At 54.7% G+C, this 17,517-nt stretch carries 14 protein-coding genes; 5 read left to right on the top strand and 9 right to left on the bottom strand.

What is annotated here, in order from left to right; translation table 11 throughout:
* Nucleotides 1–156 precede the first annotated feature (156 nt).
* The 3 genes from ACT3TR_RS03120 to ACT3TR_RS03110 form a co-directional block, all read right to left on the bottom strand.
* Nucleotides 157–2,700: a glucose/quinate/shikimate family membrane-bound PQQ-dependent dehydrogenase gene (locus ACT3TR_RS03120; RefSeq protein ID WP_444624534.1), complete on the bottom strand. Its 2,544-nt coding sequence runs from the start codon at nucleotides 2,698–2,700 to the stop codon at nucleotides 157–159.
* Nucleotides 2,701–2,931: 231 nt separating this feature from the next.
* On the bottom strand, nucleotides 2,932–3,930 hold the full coding sequence (locus ACT3TR_RS03115; protein ID WP_096281851.1) for an NADP-dependent oxidoreductase: 999 nt from the start codon (nucleotides 3,928–3,930) through the stop codon (nucleotides 2,932–2,934).
* 261 nt (nucleotides 3,931–4,191) lie between these two features.
* A complete protein-coding gene (locus ACT3TR_RS03110) occupies nucleotides 4,192–4,572 on the bottom strand; it encodes a septal ring lytic transglycosylase RlpA family protein (RefSeq protein WP_096281849.1) in 381 nt (126 codons plus the stop codon).
* A gap of 323 nt (nucleotides 4,573–4,895) precedes the next feature.
* On the opposite strand from ACT3TR_RS03110, the gene ACT3TR_RS03105 reads away from it, so the two are divergent.
* A complete protein-coding gene (locus tag ACT3TR_RS03105) occupies nucleotides 4,896–6,341 on the top strand; it encodes a hypothetical protein (protein WP_441686562.1) in 1,446 nt (481 codons plus the stop codon).
* 83 nt (nucleotides 6,342–6,424) lie between these two features.
* Here ACT3TR_RS03105 and ACT3TR_RS03100 read toward each other — a convergent pair whose 3' ends face one another.
* Entirely contained in the window at nucleotides 6,425–7,303 is an 879-nt protein-coding gene (locus ACT3TR_RS03100) for a DMT family transporter (protein WP_444624535.1), read from the bottom strand.
* 101 nt (nucleotides 7,304–7,404) lie between these two features.
* Here ACT3TR_RS03100 and ACT3TR_RS03095 point away from each other — a divergent pair, with 101 nt between their 5' ends.
* Together ACT3TR_RS03095 and ACT3TR_RS03090 are read left to right on the top strand one after the other, a co-directional pair.
* Nucleotides 7,405–8,277, top strand: coding sequence for a LysR substrate-binding domain-containing protein (locus ACT3TR_RS03095; RefSeq protein ID WP_441686564.1), 873 nt, complete (start codon nucleotides 7,405–7,407; stop codon nucleotides 8,275–8,277).
* Nucleotides 8,278–8,382: 105 nt separating this feature from the next.
* The gene (locus ACT3TR_RS03090; protein ID WP_444624536.1) at nucleotides 8,383–8,940 is read left to right on the top strand and encodes a cytochrome b; all 558 of its coding nucleotides are present in this window, start codon (nucleotides 8,383–8,385) and stop codon (nucleotides 8,938–8,940) included.
* 130 nt (nucleotides 8,941–9,070) lie between these two features.
* On the opposite strand, the gene pncB is transcribed toward ACT3TR_RS03090, so the two are convergent.
* On the bottom strand, nucleotides 9,071–10,270 hold the full coding sequence (gene pncB, locus ACT3TR_RS03085) for a nicotinate phosphoribosyltransferase (protein WP_444624537.1): 1,200 nt from the start codon (nucleotides 10,268–10,270) through the stop codon (nucleotides 9,071–9,073).
* Nucleotides 10,271–10,536: 266 nt separating this feature from the next.
* Here pncB and ACT3TR_RS03080 point away from each other — a divergent pair, with 266 nt between their 5' ends.
* Nucleotides 10,537–12,189, top strand: a complete 1,653-nt coding sequence (locus ACT3TR_RS03080; protein ID WP_444624538.1) for a multidrug ABC transporter permease/ATP-binding protein — start codon at nucleotides 10,537–10,539, stop codon at nucleotides 12,187–12,189.
* A 41-nt stretch (nucleotides 12,190–12,230) separates the two neighbouring features.
* Here ACT3TR_RS03080 and fhuF read toward each other — a convergent pair whose 3' ends face one another.
* Nucleotides 12,231–13,025: a siderophore-iron reductase FhuF gene (gene fhuF / locus ACT3TR_RS03075; RefSeq protein ID WP_444624539.1), complete on the bottom strand. Its 795-nt coding sequence runs from the start codon at nucleotides 13,023–13,025 to the stop codon at nucleotides 12,231–12,233.
* A 202-nt stretch (nucleotides 13,026–13,227) separates the two neighbouring features.
* Between fhuF and ACT3TR_RS03070 the strand changes: the two genes are divergently transcribed.
* A complete protein-coding gene (locus tag ACT3TR_RS03070) occupies nucleotides 13,228–15,396 on the top strand; it encodes a TonB-dependent receptor (protein ID WP_444624540.1) in 2,169 nt (722 codons plus the stop codon).
* A gap of 21 nt (nucleotides 15,397–15,417) precedes the next feature.
* Here the strand turns inward: ACT3TR_RS03070 and ACT3TR_RS03065 are convergent, their stop codons facing one another.
* The 3 genes from ACT3TR_RS03065 to ACT3TR_RS03055 all read right to left on the bottom strand — a co-directional run bounded on the left by ACT3TR_RS03065 (nucleotide 15,418) and on the right by ACT3TR_RS03055 (nucleotide 17,490).
* Complete coding sequence (locus ACT3TR_RS03065) at nucleotides 15,418–16,239, bottom strand: ABC transporter substrate-binding protein (RefSeq protein ID WP_444647227.1); 822 nt, start codon at nucleotides 16,237–16,239, stop codon at nucleotides 15,418–15,420.
* Nucleotides 16,240–16,268: 29 nt separating this feature from the next.
* The gene (locus ACT3TR_RS03060; RefSeq protein ID WP_193063482.1) at nucleotides 16,269–17,036 is read right to left on the bottom strand and encodes an ABC transporter ATP-binding protein; all 768 of its coding nucleotides are present in this window, start codon (nucleotides 17,034–17,036) and stop codon (nucleotides 16,269–16,271) included.
* 199 nt (nucleotides 17,037–17,235) lie between these two features.
* Nucleotides 17,236–17,490 (bottom strand): inositol monophosphatase family protein, encoded by a 255-nt coding sequence (locus ACT3TR_RS03055; protein ID WP_193063484.1) that lies wholly within the window; start codon nucleotides 17,488–17,490, stop codon nucleotides 17,236–17,238.
* Nucleotides 17,491–17,517 lie beyond the last annotated feature (27 nt).

Below are 17,517 nucleotides of genomic sequence, written 5' to 3'. Positions count from 1 at the left end.
AATAAGCGCTGCGCTGAGAATGGCCTAGGCGCTTATTCTCCACTTCCCATCAACAGAACGGGCGGCCCTGAGGCCGCCCGTTGTGTTTGTCGTTACCAATGCGGGCCGCTAAAAAATAGCGTAGCTGAGCATAGTTAACGTTTTACTTGGCTCACATTATTCCGGTAGCGCGTAGCCAATGACATAGTCACCCATTTTTGTACCAAAAGTGCCGTGGCCTCCCGCCGTAACGACCACGTACTGACGCCCATCTGTGCCGGTATAGGTCATTGGGGTAGCCTGGCCGCCGGCCGGCAGACGCGCTTTATATAGCTCTTCGCCAGTGGTGACGTTGTAACCACGCAGATACTGATCCAGCGTGCCGCTTAAGAACGAAACGCCGCCCGCCGTGGTTAATGGGCCGCCAAGCGCAGGCACCCCCACGTTCAAGCCAATCGGTAGGCCAAACGGCATGCTGTCGCGAGTTGTGCCATTGCGGTGTTGCCAAACGACCTCTGCGCTTTGTAGGTCAATTCCAACCACGTTACCCCAAGAGGGCGCTTGGCAGGGAAGGCCTAGCACGGAAAGCAGCGGGCCGAGTTCAACCGCGTAGGGCGCGCCTTCATTGGGCTGTAAGCCCTGTTCGCTGGCAGAACCTTGGCCTTCCTCCACCTCGTCACGCGGGATCAGCGTGGACACAAACGCTAGGTACTTAGCCCCGGTGAACAGCGCTTGACGCTCAGGGTCAACCGCAACCCCGCCCCAGTTCATCACACCCACATTGCCGGGATAGATGATGCTGCCTTCCAGCGACGGCGGGGTGTATTGGCCTTCATAGCGTAATGAGTTGAATTGAATGCGGCACATCATTTGATCAAACGGTGACGCGCCCCACATATCACGTTCGGTGAGTGGCGGAGGCAGTAGGTTCAGCGCCGATTGAGTCTGGGTTTCAGCAGTCCAGTCGCCGTCTACAGCGCCTTGAGGCACGGGCACTTCTTCGATGGGTACAATCGGCTCGCCGGTTTGGCGATTTAATATATACAGGCTGCCCTGCTTGGTTGGCTGGATTACCGCAGGCTGTGTGCCGTCGTTGGTGGCTAGATCTATCAGCACCGGCTGGGCGGGGGTATCCATATCCCATAAGTCATGGTGTACAAACTGATAAGCCCATTCAACTTGGCCATCGTCCAGATTGAGTGCTACTAAGCCCGCACCATAGATTTCGTCATTTGCTGTGCGGTCGGCGCCATACTGATCGGGGGTGGCATTGCCCATGGGTAGGTAAACCATGCCAAGTTCTTCGTCAACGCTGATCGGCGCCCATACGTTGGGTGAGTTGCGGGTGTAGGTTTCGCCTTCAGCCAATGGATCGGTATTGTCTGGATTGCCGCTATCCCAGTTCCATACCAGCTCGCCGGTGTGCACATCAAAAGCACGAATAACCCCAGATGGCTCATCGGTGGAGCTATTGTCGGTGACATGGCCGCCCAGGATTATCAGGTTCTCGGTCACCGTGGCAGGGGAGGTTGAGTAGTAGCCGCCCGGTGCAAAATCGCCAATATTGTTAGTCAGATCAATTTCGCCGTTATCGCCAAAGTTAGCGCAGCGTTCGCCGTTATCGGCATTCAAGGCGATCAAGCGAGCATCCGCCGTTGGCAGGTAGAGCCTGCGTGGGCACATGACATCCGTGGCGCTCAGCATTGCGGGCGTAGTGCTATCGTCTGCAACGCCAAACAGCAGCGACAGAAAAGAAAGATCCAGGCTGAAAATATCGTTGTTATCGAAGATATCAAAAGACATTGCCGTGTCGCTTGCCGGTGCGCTGTCTGTCGCTATGTTAGTTGCGTCGTCGTTAGGCGTGGCGTCAGAAGAATAGCTGGCTGCATCGTAGTAGGCGAGGCCGCGGCAGGTCATGTGCGCCCAGCTGGAAAAGTCATCTGCCCCCTGAGTGCTGATTTCCGGGTCGAACTCCCAAAGGGTTTCACCCGTTTCAGGAGAGAGTGCCATGGCACGGCTGTGCGAGGTGCAGATATACAGGCTGTCGTTAACTTTTAGCGGCGTATTTTGATTGGTAATTTCGGGTGGTGCATTAGAGCCCGCCTGATCGCCGGTTTGAATGCGCCACACCTCTTCAAGCTCGCTAATGTTGTCAGGCGTTATCTGATTAAGCGAGGAGTAGTGAGTGCCAGCGTTGGTGCCGCCGTAGGCAGGCCAGTCGTCACCTGCCACCTGGGCGGGGTTAACGGCGCCGGCACCGGGTATGTTGTTTGTGGCTAGGGTACCTTTAATAGTGCCGGGGTCGCTGAACTGACTGGCGATGGCCACGATCATCGCCGCGCTAATGCTGGCCATCAGTGCCAAGCTGCCGCCGCGTGAATGGAGCGGCTTACGCCACCAGGGAAGCAGTAGCAAAATGCCTATTAAGCAGAGAATCGCGACCCGAGGAACCAACTGCCACCAGTCCAGGCCCACTTCCCAAAGTGCCCAGCCCAGGGTGGCTAAAAGTACCAGTGCGTAGAGCCAGAGAGCGGCGCCTCGGCGCAAGATGAATAAAATGCCGCACGCGATAATGCTCAATCCGGCGATTAAGTAGTAGGCGCTGCCGCCCAGGCTGATTAGCTTTCCGCCGCCAACGGCGAGCACTAAACCCACTATTAATAAAACAAGGCCCGCGATGATAGCTGGCCATTTGCAGTGGTCACGCGTGCTTTCTTTCATGAGATGTCCCCTTATGAAAACGTACTAACGTTGCTTGATTTAGATAGACAAGCAACATGCCAACAACGCGCTTTAACCCATCGACAGCGCCGATGGGTTAAGACACACCTTTTCAGTGGCTATTTTAGTAATCAAGCCGCTATTGGTCTAACGGTTTGATTTTTTTCTGAGGCGAGCACGTTACCGCAACGTCGCAGTCGCTGCGGTAACGTGGGACAGCAGGTGAGAGCGTTATAGCTTAACCAGCATTTTGCCGGTGTTGCCACCTTCAAACAGCGCAAGGAAGGCATCAGGCGTACTCTCCAGGCCTTCTTTGACGGTTTCTTTATAAGCCAGCTTGCCTGCCGCTACCTGGGGAGTCACTTCGTTTAGGAAATAGGGGTAGCTTGACCAGTGATCAGCAACGATAAAGCCCTGCATCTTCGCTTTGCGAATCACCAGCTGAGAAAGATTGCTGGGGCCGGGCGAGGGCGCTTCAGCATTGTAGCTATCGATCATGCCGCATACGGCGATGCGAGCGCCTTCATTTAGCTGGCTGAGCGCCGCTTCAAGGCAGATGCCGCCCACATTTTCGTAATACACGTCGATGCCGTTAGGGCTGGCAAGTTTGATCGCATCGCTTAATTCTTGCGCGGTCCGGTTTTGATAGCTGACAGGCTCGACGCCTAATGATTCAAGCCATGCGAGCTTATGAGCCGCGCCCGCAATGCCAACAACATGGCAGCCCTTTGCTTTCGCTAGCTGAACGGCCAGCGAGCCAACCGCGCCGCTGGCGGCACTCACTAAAACGTTGTCGCCCGGCTTGCATTCGGCTATCAGATTGAGGCCGGTCCAGGCAGTCATGCCGGGCATTCCTAGAACACCCAGATACGCTTGTTCAGGCACGTCATTTTCCGGTAAGGGCGTGAGGCCTTCTGCGGGAAGCTGAGCAATATCACGCCAACCACCCATGTGACTGACGTTATCACCGACCTTAAGACGTGAATCATTGGACTCGATAACCTCGCCAATCGCACCGCCTTCCATCGGTTTACCAATTCCAAACGGTTCTACATAGGTGCGCAAGCCACTCATGCGGCCACGCATGTAGGGGTCCACAGACAGCCAGTGGTTGCGAATACGCACTTCGCCTTCGGCAAGGTCAGGCAACGTTTGCGTCTCAAGCGCGAACAGAGAGCGGTCGGGTAGGCCGTTGGGATAAGCGGTAAGCGTGTAAAAGCGCGACTGCATAAATGTCTCCTGCGAATACGTTACATGATGAACATTACGCGTTGTACGACGCGTGCGGTGTCCCTTGTAGCATAGAGACCATTAGCCTGCTGGCAAGTTCGTCAATGTAGGTTAATCGCGCGTTTAGAGACAGGACGCACAAAAAAACAGGGCGATCCATTGCTGGTCGCCCTGTCTATATGCTGCTGTTACGATACTACGTGTGCTGTCGCATTGATTAGGCTAAGGGGTATCACACACCAACCAAGAATGTGTTATCCGTTAATCCAACAGCGTTACCATCACCGGTGCCGTACCGCGTCGGAGCATGCCAAGCTTAACCGCCGCGCGTTTAGATAAATCAATGATTCGCCCTTGCACAAAAGGACCGCGGTCATTGATCAACACTTCTACTTCTTGCCCAGTATCCGGGCGTGTCACCAGTACTTTCGTTCCAAAAGGCAGGCTTGGATGAGCCGCCGTTAATGCCTGTTGGTCAAAAGGTTCCCCACTAGCAGTGGTGGCTCCCTGAAAGCGGTCGCTGTAAAACGATGCGACGCCTTCCTGTATTTCTGTTTCGTGTGCAAAGGCACTATTGGCAGCGCTACATGTTACGATCGCTGCCAAGCAAATCGTTCGGATCAGTCTTTTTCGGGCTCCCATGGGAGTACCTCAGTTTTGCGTGTCACGAATCCCGCACTCTTGATGAGGTGCCTTATAGGCCAAACGATAGTACCCGTGTCGCTTAAGCTCAGCAAGCTTTAAGAAGATCGGTGCAATTAGGTTCATATTCGAGATTTTTACACTTTCCTTATGCGACCTTGAATTTCAGCTACTTACCGAATTGTGCAGGAACTGTGTCAATAATAGCGTGACTGAAATACAGTGCTTTTCATGAAACGCTCACTTGAATAGCGTAAGCATCTTATACTTACGATTGACGCATTAATTAATCATTGTCATTGCGACTTAATAGGAAATTATTCATGGCTAAATCTTCTTCCTTGGGTTTTGTACTTGTCGCTGTTGGCGGCGCTGTCGTTGGTTTTTTGGCCGCTCAAGTTATTCCTTTACAGGGGCTGTCAACCGACGCGACGCCCGTCGAAAACGTTGATGGGACTGGTAAACAGCCTTCTTCTGCTGTTGCGGGATTGAAGAAATTTACACTCAACGAGCGTATGAATGGTGAAATAACGTCGGCTAGCGAGCTCAACGGTAAAGATGGCAGCCGTTTTTTGCGCTATGCCATGACGTTGGAAGCAGAAGATTTAGTCGAAATTTCTCTGCGTGGCGCATTGCAGGGCATAGTGGCTCTGTATGATGACCAGTTGCAGCTGCTGGCAAGTGCGCCAACGGTACGCCAGCGCATTGAAGAGAGCGGTGATTATGTAGTGGTAGTGAGCGGAGCTGATGCGCATAGCTACGGCCCGTTTAGCGTCAATGGCCGTACTATCGAGCTCAGTGATTCCGATACGCTAACCGTTGATGCGCCTATCGATAGTTGGCTCAATAACGAAGCCCGTGAATTTACCCTAACGATCGCAGAAGCCGGTATGTATCAAATAGAGATGCGTGCCGATGACTTCGATGCCTATCTAGTGTTGGAAGGCCCCAATGGCTATCTGCGTGAAGATGATGATAGTGCTGGTGATTTAAACGCACGCATTTCGGATTTTCTTGCCCCGGGTGATTACACGCTGCGCGCACGCACGGCCTATGGCGATGCCAATGGCCTGTTCTCGCTAACGGCAGAACCGCGCGAGCTGCCAGGTGATGGTGAGCTGCGCAATGATGGCCCTATTGCGCCCAATGAGTCCTTCAATGGCTGGTACAGCGGTCAAGATCTTGGCTATGAGCTAGAGATTGAAGAAGCTGGCATGTACCAAATTGAGATGAGCTCCAGCGAAGTCGACTCCTATCTGGTATTGGAAGGCCCCAATGGCTACTACCGCGAAGATGACGATAGTGCAGGTAACTTGGATGCGCGCATTGCTGACTTTTTAGCACCCGGCACCTATCAGCTAACAGCACGCACGGCTTATGGTTCCGAGAGCGGTCTATTCGCGCTTGCCGTTGAGCCGCGTGAATTGCCCGATGACGTTGAGTTGCAAAACGAAGGCGCGCTCACGTCTGGCGAGACGTTAAATGGCTGGTACAGCGGTGAACCGCTTACTTACGAGCTTACGATCGAGGAAAGCTCGCTGGTGACGATTGCCATGCGTTCTTCAGATTTCGACACCTTTTTAGAAATTAGCGGCCCAGGCGTTGCTGTAAGTGACGATGATGGCGCAGGCGGTACCAATTCGCAGTTGCAGGAACAGTTGCTACCGGGAACTTATACCGTGAGTGCACGCGGATATAGCACCGCTGGCAGCGGTTTGTTTGAGCTGAACGTTGAGACTGAAGCCGCGGATATTGCGCCAGATATGTAACTTCCCACGCTTTTGACGCAGTCCATAACGCCCTTGCCGCTGATAGCGACAAGGGCGTTTGTATTTGTTTTGGAACATAGCGCCTAGCGGCCTGCTTTGATGCATCCAGCGATGACCAGTACCGCCGCTGCGGGTAGGCGCCAGTCAAGAACGCTCATCCCTGCCAAGACCAGCAGCAGGGCGGCTAAAATGGGTACGCCGTAAGCAAGGCTGCCTACCAAGCTGGTGTGCCCCCAGCGAAGGGCTTTATCCCAAGCCACCATCGCTATCCCGTACGGACCTAGCCCCAGGGCGATACCTGCCAAAAGTGCCTCGCCACTGGGCAGCGCAATGCGCCCTTCTAATAGCAGACTAGCACCTGTAGCGATAGCGCTAGCAACAAGCAGCAGCCTAGGTAATAGCGGCGTAAGTGCCACCGGCGCTGCTTGGCTCAACCATGAATAGATAGCCCAGCAAAAAGCCGCTAAAAGTGCCAAGGCGTAGCCAGTAGTAGCGCCACCTAGGCCGCCACTGATCGCTTGAGGCACGAGTAGCAGCGCCGCGCCTGAAAACGCAATCAGTGCGCCTAAAGCCCCGGCTAAGCGTAAGCGGCCAAAGCGACTCCACTGGGTGAGTAATACAAACAGCACGGGCCAGGTATAAGTAATCAGCGCCGCTTCAGCGGCGGGCGCTAAACGCATGCCGATAAAGTACGTGCTCACCGCACCAAAAATGAGCAATGGAACGCCTACCCAGATCCTGAACTGCCAGCCAAAGCTGCTGGCCGCGACGTTGACGCGGCGGCTTAAGGGGAGCGTTGCTAGTGCCCCAGCTAATAGCGTTACCGTCGTTAGCTGCAGGGGTGGCGTGGCCTTTGCGAATTCAGCCAGCAGCGGCGCCGCACTCCAAAGCATCACGGCCACTAGCGCCGCGCCAATGCTGTACCAGCGTGGAAATATGACGGGGGCGTGAACGGGATGCATGTGCGATCTCCTTGATTTAAGCATGTGCAGAGCAGCATACTTATTGCCAATGCATCACAATATCAATCTTTATTGATGGTATTCATCAAGGATTATGATATATGCGCGCACCGACGTTGGATCTCACCTTGCTGCGTACGCTAGTGGCTATTTCTGATACCGGTAGCGTGACCGCGGCGGCTAAGCGCTTGGATTACACGCAGTCGACGGTCAGCATGCAGTTGCAGCGATTAGAAGCGCAGTTAACGCTTACGCTGCATGAGCGAGAAGGGCGACGAATACGCTTTACATCGGAAGGAGAGCGTTTGCTTAGCCACGCGCGCCGCCTGTTAGCGCTTAACGACGAAGCGTGGAGCGACATGCAGGCGCGCCAAGTCACCGGTGATCTTACCCTGGGGATTCCTGAAGATTACGCGTCGTTATTGCCCTCCGTGTTTGCTTACTTTCATCAGCTTTATCCGTCAGTTGGCTTGCGGGTTATTTGTGGCACCAGCGCACTGCTTGTTGAGCAAGTTAAGACCAAAGAGTTAGATTTGGCCTTAGTCACGCGCCAGCGCAACTCCCCCGGTGGCGATGTCATTCGCCGCGAGCCGTTGGTGTGGGCGGTGGGCGTGAATCAGCAGCCGTTGCTCAGTGACCCACTGCCGCTGGCGCTCTATTCCCCCGGCGCTGATGTGTTTCGTGAAGTGGCCGAGCAGGCGCTGCAGGCGGCGGGGCGCAGTTGGCGAGTTGCCTATACCAGCCAGTCTATGGCGGGGTTAGCGCCTATCGTGACGGCTGGGCTTGCGGTGGTGGTCGTCACGCGCAGTATGCTGACGCCATCCTTACGGCCTTTAGATGAAAGTAGCGGGCTGCCCGCGCTACCAATGATTGAGTTGGCACTTCACCGTGCGCCGCATCGCCCCTCAGAGCCGGCGCGCCGTTTAGGAGAGTTGATTCGCGAGCAGCTAGCCGCACCTGAACAAGCGCTATAAGGTAAGTAACGTTTAGCGTTGAACGTGGCGCAATGCTTTAATCAGCGTGAGGGAGCGTTACTGACTAGAATGATAAGCAAATAAATTGGCGGTTAGGAGCATGGCATGCACGAACTGGATCACTATATTTACCCGCATCGGGTACTGCACTGGCTAGTCGCTGGGGCGTTACTGCTCTCATTGGCCAGTGGCTTAACATTAGGATTGGTAGGTTTTGACCGTATTCTTGACTTGGCGGGAAGCGTGCTTACCAATTTGCTATACACCAGCCATAAAACGCTCGGCGTATTGATCTTACTGCTGATGACGCTGCGTATCATTACGCGCCTAGCCTTTGTGGTGCCGGACCATTCACCGCCGCTGAATGCCTTTGAGCGTACCGTCAGTACTAGCGTGCATCATTTGCTGTATTTGGCACTGATTATTATGCCGATAGTGGGTTGGGCCGCGACGGCAAGCGGAGGCTTTCCTGTGGAGTTTTTCAAGTGGCAGTTACCGGGCTTAATCGGCCGTCATGAGCAACTGTCCGAGCAGTTGTTTGTATGGCATGGATGGCTAGCCTGGATCATTTTAGGACTGGTGGTTCTGCATGTCGCGGGGGCGCTGTTCCATTGGCGAATCAAGCGCGACAACGTGATGACACGGATGAGCCTATTTGATTGAGCCGGGCGAGGGTGCTGATTGAGTAGGACACGCCTGCTGTTGCGATAGCCGCCCGCTGAGCGGCATCGCAACGGTTTGAAAGGCGCGAGTCAGATCTACGCCTGGCCCTGCTCCTAGCTTTGCGTTGGTCTCAATGCTCTACCTGAAATACCCGCTTAAGGTATTTGACGAAGCCCTGGTCTCGTGACGAAGTTTTGCCGGGTTCATCGGAGATCTTGGCCACCGGCTGGCCGTTGCAGGCCACCATTTTAATCACCATGTTCATCGGTTTTAGGCCGGGCACGTCGCAGGTAAGCGTGGTGCCAATCCCAAAGCTTGTTTTGATTCTGCCTTCAAGCGTTGTCTTAAGCGCCATTGCCTTATCGAACGTTAGCGAATCGCTAAAAATCAGCGTCTTGCTGCGGGGGTCGATGCCCAATGTTTTATAGTGCTGGATGCACTTTTCCGCGAAGTGCAGCGGGTCGCCGCTATCGTGGCGAAGTCCATCGAAAAGCTTGGCAAAATACAGATCGAAATCTCGCAGGAAGGCGTCCAGCGTGATGGTGTCGGTGAGTGCGATACCAAGATGTCCGCGGTATTCCTGAACCCAGGCTTCCAGCGCCGCGCGCTGGCTATCGACTAGACGACTACCTAGCTGCTGATGTGCCATTACCCATTCGTGGGCCATCGTGCCCATGGGGGCGAGCCCGTGGCGCCTGGCGATATCGACATTACTGGTGCCCACGAAGTTGCCTGGGAATTCCTGGCTCAATACCGTGATGATGGCTTCCTGCACCGGCTGAGAAAGCCGACGACGGGTGCCAAAGTCTGCAAGGTTCAGGCCTGCCAGCTGTTCGGACGTGTAGTTTTCACGCAGCGTATCGAGCTTATAGCGCAGCTGATTCACCGCCTGCTCAATAGTGATATCAGGGTAGAGTACGCGGTTACGTACTTCGCTAATGATCGCCAATAACACGATTTCGAACAGTATGCTGTGCGACCAGGGACCGTCGATGACGATACATAGCTCCTGGTCTTCCATAAACACGTCAACGTACTCGGGACGGAAGCGAAACAGTTCTAGGAAACGTATAAAGTCCGGCGTGAGGTAGTTAATCGTGCTGAGATAAGCCGATTCCTCGACGCTGAGCTTGAGAGTGCCTAACTGATCGATCTGATCGCGAATCTCGCTCAGGTACGGCGCCAAATCTTCCGAATTACGGCACCGGAATTCCCAGGTAACACTGGCATTGGGGTATTTGTGGTGTACCCCCTGCATCATGGTGATCTTGTACCAGTCGGTATCCAGCAGCGAGGTGATGATAGGCCCGTCGCGGTAAGTGGCTGTCATGAAACATTCCTAATGTAGCGCTGGTGCTTGGTAAACGGGGCCCTCACTGAGTGCATGGGGTCTCCTTGGTTATTGTAACGACTAGCTGAGGGTGTAGCCGCGGCGGTTATGCGCCTTTTATACACCGCTTTTATGCATTGCCCGTTATGAATGGGAATCATGCCATCCGCCTAGTTTACAGGTAAGCGAGATTTGATGCCTTTATTGACATCGCTGGGCAGTACGTCAAACTTCAGCGCTCTTTTATTTACAAGGTGAAAATTCCCATGGAGCTGGTGCGCTTAGTACTTCACCACTATCGCTGGCCATTTTTGGGCGCGATAGGTTTGAGCCTGTTAAGTGCTGGCTTAGGGGTGGGCGTTATTGCGTTTATTAATCAGCGGCTGATTGAAGTAGGCAGCTTGGCCGCGTTACCGCAATTTTTGGGCTTATTGGCCCTGCTACTCGCCATCACGCTGGCGACACAGCTGGCGCTGACCGTGCTTGGGCATCACTTTGTATTTGACCTGCGCTCACGCTTAGTGAAGCGCATCCTGGATAGCGATATCGAGCGCCTGGAGCAACTGGGCAATGCCACGTTGCTTGCCAGTTTATCGAGCGATGTGCGAAATATCACCATTGGCTTTGTGCGCCTGCCAGAGCTGATTCAAGGGGTGGCCTTAACGCTGGCTTCAATCGCTTACCTGGCTTGGCTATCGCCGCAAATGGTGGTGATTACCGTGCTGTGGATCGCATTCACCATGGGGGTGGGCTGGGTGTTGGTGTCGCGGGTCTATCGCCATTTTCGCTTAGTGCGTGAAAGTGAAGACCGCTTATATAAAGACTATCAATCGGCTATTGAAGGGCGTAAAGAGCTTGCGCTCAACCGCGATCGTGCGCAGCGCTTTTTCGACGAAACTTATACTGCTAATGCCCGTGATTATCTCTATCACATTATTCGTGCCGATACCTATCACCTAAGCGCCGGCAACTGGTCCAATATTATGATGCTTGGAGCCATTGGCGTGGTTTTCTTTATGGCTAACGGGCTGGGCTGGGCAACGCCTGCCGTCGCCGCTACGTTTGCGCTAGCGCTGCTGTTTTTACGCACTCCCTTGATTCAGGCCATCGGCGCGTGGCCTACCTTGATTAGCGCGCAGGTGGCCTTTGATAAGCTGGCAAGCCTGGAGCTTGCCGACTACCAACCAGGCTTTAGCGTCGACGATTCGCTGCACGACTGGCAACGGCTTGAGCTGGTCGATGTCAGCTATCATTACCCGGCCAGTGCACAGGGTGAAGGGTTTCAAGTCGGCCCTGTTAGCCTGACGCTAGAGCGCGGAGAGCAGGTGTTTCTTATTGGGGGCAACGGTAGTGGTAAATCGACGTTGGCGCGGCTATTAACGGGGCTCTATCGGCCCCAAAGTGGCCAGATAAAGGTGGATGGCCAGGTGCTAACGCCGGCTCAATGGCACGCCTTCCGCGCCCGCTTTGCAAGCGTGTTTACCGATTTTCATCAGTTTGATCAAGCCATGGGCCCAGGTGGACTGCCGGCTGATCCAAAAACGATGGCGACGTGGCTAGAACGGCTGCAAATGCAGCATAAATTGCAGTGGGAGGGGGATCGAGTCACTAATACGCAGCTTTCACAAGGACAGCGTAAGCGTCTGGCGCTGCTGCTTGCGATTGCTGAAAAGCGGGAAATTTTATTGTTAGATGAGTGGGCCGCCGATCAGGACCCGCAGTTTCGTCGTTTATTCTATCGTGAGCTGCTGCCACATTTGCGCGATATGGGCATCACGGTGTTTGCTATCAGCCATGACGATAGCTATTTCGAACATGCTGACAGGCTGTTGGAAATGTCGAAAGGGCAGTTAAGCGAGCTTAAGGGCGAGCAGCGGGCGCTGGCTAGCGCCGATGCGGTGGCGCAAATTAATATCTAGATCAACTATCGCCTGCCTGTTTTTCTGAGCAAGTCGCTCAATTAGCAAGCGGCTTGGTTGCTTCGGGCGTGCTTGCTTGCCTCGATATTGCAGGCTTCAAGTGGGCAGGTGCCGCAGGTGCCTAATTCATCCAGTAGGTAGCGCAGGCAGCACAGCTTGCGCACCCGCTTTACCTCTTCGCTGCCTTTAGGCTGAACGTAACGAACCGGTTGAAAGAGCGGATTGCGTTTGCCGTTCGCCAAGGTACGTGTTTCTAGCAGTGCTTTGGCCGCTTCAAGGGCGCCCTCGTTGACGAGGGGATGCTCAGCCAACACATTGATGAAATGATCGATGTAGCTCCCTGCATTACTCCAAAATACCCGCGGTGCCGCGCCGGAAATAGCCGCTAGCTGTTCAATTAGCGGTGTCCAGTGCTGCTCGATTAACGTCGCAAAGCGTTCATATGGGGAGTGGGTAGTTAATGGCGTGCCTTCGTGAGGCAGCCACAGCCGTGAGGTACAGCCCTTGTCGTTAAGGACGACCTGGAGATCATTCAATCCCACCGGCAGTTCGCGATTAAGCAGCAGGTTGGCCACAAGCGTCGGCAGTGCCAGCGCGCTGAAATGCCACTTCGACCAAATAGAGGCAACGGCTCGCAGGTCCCCACCTGGGTATTGCTCCGCCATGAGGGCGATATCTTCTTTCAGCCAATGGGCATCGAGCCAGCGGGCAGCGTTAAAGGCTTCCAGCGGGGGCGTCCCGCCAATAAGAGGCGGCGTAAAGTTGGCTAACGGCCCTATATAGCAGGCAGCTAATGAAGGTTCGAAGATTTGCGGCTGACGCAGGGCGAGGGGCATAAACGGACTCCAACACAGGGCGCTGGGTGAATAACAATGCGCTTACTTTAAACGGTAATGCATCTCAGTTAAATAGTGGCGTGTGTGTTAAATGCGTTTTAATATCAAATGAAAATAATTTTGCTTTGCTGTAGCATTCGCATTCCCGCTATGTTTTCAGCACCCGCTGCCCGCTATTAATCGATACTGAGGAACTCGCTTCATGTCGCTGCCTTCCCCTTCCTGGCGCACGCTCACCTTTGTGTTACTGGGAGCGCTGCCGATGCCCACGATAGTGTGGGCGCAAGCATCCTCTGGTAATAATGCCCCGCTTGATACGGTCACGGTGATCGGTGAAGCGGCCACTCACGGTGATACACCGTCGCCCGCGTTTGCCGGGGGGCAGGTGGCTGCCGGAGCGCGCGTTGGCTCCTGGGGGCAGCGTAATGCTGCCGATGTGCCGTTCAACGTCATTGGATTTACCGCTGAGCTTATTGATAATCAGCAGGCGGACACGTTGGCCGATGTGCTTATTAACGATGCGTCGGTGCAAAGCGGTTTTGGTTTTGGCAACTATGCTGAAAAGTTTCAGATTCGTGGCTTTGAACTTGATGGCGAAGATATCTCTTATGGTGGGCTTTATGGCGTATTACCTCGCCAGGTGGTCGCGACCAATATCGCCGAGCGCGTCGAGCTGTTTAAAGGCGCCAATGCCTTTGCTAACGGCGTTTCGCCCAGCGGCTCGGGTGTGGGTGGGGCGATCAACATTGAGCCAAAACGCGCTGCGGATGCGCCGCTGACAAGACTAACCACCGGGGTGACGGGCAGCGGCTATGTGGAAAGTGGCATAGACGTTGGGCGACGCTTTGGCGATGAGAATCGATTTGGCGTGCGCGCTAACGTTGTGCGCGGTCGCGGCGACACCGCGATCAACGATGAGGAGAGGCGGGCAACGTCTGCCGTGGTTGGACTCGATTATCGCGGTGACCGTGGTCGTGCTTCGTTAGATATTGGCCATCAAACTCATAACGTCAACGGTGGGCGTTCGGTAGTCTATGCTGGTGCTGGGCTAACGGCGGTTCCCAATGCACCCTCAGCGGATGCCAACTATTCGCCAGAGTGGGCGAATACCGATTTGCGCACCAATTTCGCGATGCTGCGTGGAGAGTACGATATCACCGGCAGCTGGACCGCGTATGCCGCACTGGGTGGCAATAACACGCGCGAAAGCGGGCTTTATGCATCGTCAACGGTTAACAATGCGCAAGGTGATTCCACCATTGGCCAACTGCGCGCTCCTTATCGTGCGGAAAGCGTTGGCAGCCAAGCGGGTCTGCGCGGAGCGTTTGACACCGGTGCAGTGAGTCACCAGCTGGACCTTGGCTATTCAAGCGTCTATCGCACGACGCGCTCGGCCTATGAGCTAGCTTCACCCGGTCAGCCGTCCAATATTTACCGACCGGCTGACATTGCCGTACGCGAGCCTGCGTTTGCAGGTGGAGATATGAATGACCCCAGTTTACGTAGCCGTACCCGCAACAACGGCGTATCGCTGTCTGATACGTTGGGCTTTCTGGATGATCGCCTGCTCTTCACGCTAGGGGCGCGCTACCAGGAGGTCGAGGTCACCAACTATGATTATGACGGCGACTTTGATGCTCGCTTTAGCGATACGCGCCTTTCGCCCGTGTATGGCATCGTAGTAAAGCCGACGGATAGCTTGTCGCTTTACGCCAATCACATTGAAGCGCTCCAGCCAGGCGACACCGCGCCAACAAGAGCGGTAAACGCGGGCCAGAGCATTGGTTTGGTCGAAGCAGAACAAAACGAGGTGGGTGCTAAGCTGGATTTGGGTACTATCGGCGGCAGTTTGAGTCTGTTTGAAATCGAGCAACCCAATGCCTTTATTGACGCTGAAACCGGTGTTTTTGGCTATTACGGCGAGCAGCGTAATCGTGGCGTGGAGCTCAGTGTGTACGGTGAGCCGGTGGAGGGGGTGCGTTTGCTGAGCAGCGCCATGTGGATTGATCCTGAGCTGGTTCGCACCGATGACGGCGCTAATCAAGGCAACGACGCGGTGGGAGTGCCCAACTACCGCTTAGTGGTTGGCAGCGAGTGGGATATTCCTCAGGCTCCGGGCTGGACATTGAGCGGCCGCGCGGTGCGTAACGGCAGTCAGTATCTAGACCCCGCCAACCAGCTTGAGGTTGACGCTTGGACCCGCTGGGACCTTGGGGTTCGTTACGCCATGCCGTTAAATCAGAACACGCTCACCCTGCGTGCCAATATCGAAAACCTCACCGATGAGAACTACTGGGCTTCTGCGACCGGCGGTTATTTGACGCAAGGCGAGCCTCGTACGGTCAAGCTTTCTGCTGCATTAGACTTTTAAGCTTTCTTTAAAGAATTTCGCTTAACGAGCTAATAGCGCTTCGCTGAGTAACTCAGCGAAGCGTGCTGCTGATGGAAACCCGCCAAAACTCCACACCGCCGGTAGGCGAATAACGCGATCTGCCTGCACGGCGGGCAGGTGCTGCCACAGTGGATTGTTCGAAAAACGGTCACTCATTCCCGCGGGCAGTGGCTCGACGACGACAATGGCCGCATCGGGATAGGACAGCAACTCCTCTAGCGCCACCGTTGAAAATCCCCACTGGTTGGTCGGATGCTGCCAAACATTGCTCAGCCCCAAGCGTTCAAGTACCGCTTGAAAAAGGCTGTGTTCGCCAAACACGCGCAGATGCCGTGCATCGATAAACTGCACAACGAGTAGCGATGGCTGCTCTTCTAACTGCGTTTTTTGCTGATCCAAATAGGTTTCTAAGGCATTGATCATAGCGACTGCTGCATCCTCGCTGCCGCTCAGCGCAGCCAAGGTGTGGGTTGTGCGCTCAAGGCGTTGCCACAAGGGCTCGCCGAGCTGGTAGGTGTCTAGCGCGGTCACGGGGGCAACGGTACTAAGCTGCTCGCTTAAGCGCATATACAGTGGCGAAAGCAAAATATGATCTGGCGCTAGTTGAGCCATTAACTCGCGGTTGGGCTGTGCCCGAAGACCAACGTCAACAACGCCTGGCGGTAGCTGCTCGGCGCCGGCCCAGCGTTGATACTGGGAAATCTCTGCTAACCCTACGGGCGGATTGTCTAGGGCGATCAATGTTTCGGCAATCGTCCAGTCCAGCGTCACAATAGTGTTTGAGGCGATGGCCTGACTAGAGAGAGAGCTCAGGCAGCTCAACGCGAATAGCCCGTTGCGAAGACGAGGTGTCACTGGGCAACGGCGATATTATGCTCTCCGTTAGGGTGCTTCATTACCTGCATGGGGAGCCCGTAAATAGCTTCCAGCGTGCTATCGCACATCATGTCGTTTGGCGTGCCGCAGGCCAGTAAACGACCGCTGTGCAATGCCATCAGCTCGTCGCAGTAGCGTGAGGCCATATTGATGTCGTGCAGCACGATAATAACACCGAGATTTAGCTCGTCGCACAGCTTGCGGATCAGCGCCAATACTTCGATTTGGTGAGCGATATCCAGCGCTGCTAATGGCTCATCGAGCAGCAGAAACCGGCTGCCCTGGGCGAGTAGCATGGCCAGCCATACGCGCTGGCGTTCACCGCCGGAGAGCGTGTCGACCAGGCGGTCGGCAAAGGCCTCGGTGTGAGTAAGGGCAATGGCCCGATCAATGGCCTCTTTGTCTTTTGGGGTGTGGCGCCCCAACAGCCCGTGCCATGGATAACGGCCAAAGGCCACTAGCTCGCGCCCGGTAAGGCTTTCGGCGCTGGGCAAATGCTGGGGCAAGTAAGCCACCTGGCGGGCAAATTCACGGTTTCCCCAATCACTTAGCGGGCGCTGGTCAAAGTCAATCTCACCTTGGCTGACCGGCTGCTGCTGGGCCATCAATTTAATCAAGGTCGACTTGCCTGAGCCATTGTGGCCAATCAGGCCGTAAACTTTGCCTTCATGAAAGCTGTGGTCAATGGGGGTTAGAATTGGTTTGCCATTAATCTCAAAAGTGGCGCCTTTGACCTCGAACATGAATCACTCCTGGCGATAGGGTTAATGATAATGGCTCCATTCTAGTGCTAATAGTTCTCATTTTTAACAAAAAAATGAAAAGATTCACGTGAGATAGGGCAAACGCCGCCTGGGAAAAGCAGGCAAGGGGGCGGTCTCGGTCAGCTAGCCCACGTTTGATTGGCTAGCCGATGAGAGTAGAAATGACTTGGGTCGTTTATCAGGCAGAAGTTAAACACGCTAGCAGTTGGCTGTGCCGCTCGGGGTGTGCCGCAAGTAAACTGTTACAATGAGCGGTATTCTGCTCGCCAGTGAGGCCCGTGACGGTGTAATCAGCTTTTCTGGCAATCAAAATGCCGCCGGCGATATCCCAAACGTCGAACTTAGCGTCTTGAGACCAAAAAGCATCAAACCGGCGCTGGCGTGTGTAGGCGACGCCTAGCGCCTGGGCTGCAGATACCTGCCACCTGGGCATTAGTGCAGCTGTTTATAGACAACACCT

Origin of the sequence: Halomonas sp. AOP12-B1-6, assembly GCF_052379225.1 — a bacterium.
GTDB classification, from domain to species: Bacteria; Pseudomonadota; Gammaproteobacteria; order Pseudomonadales; family Halomonadaceae; genus Vreelandella; species Vreelandella casei.
Note: the sequence above shows the minus strand (reverse complement) of the source record. Positions and strands in the feature narration are given on the sequence as shown.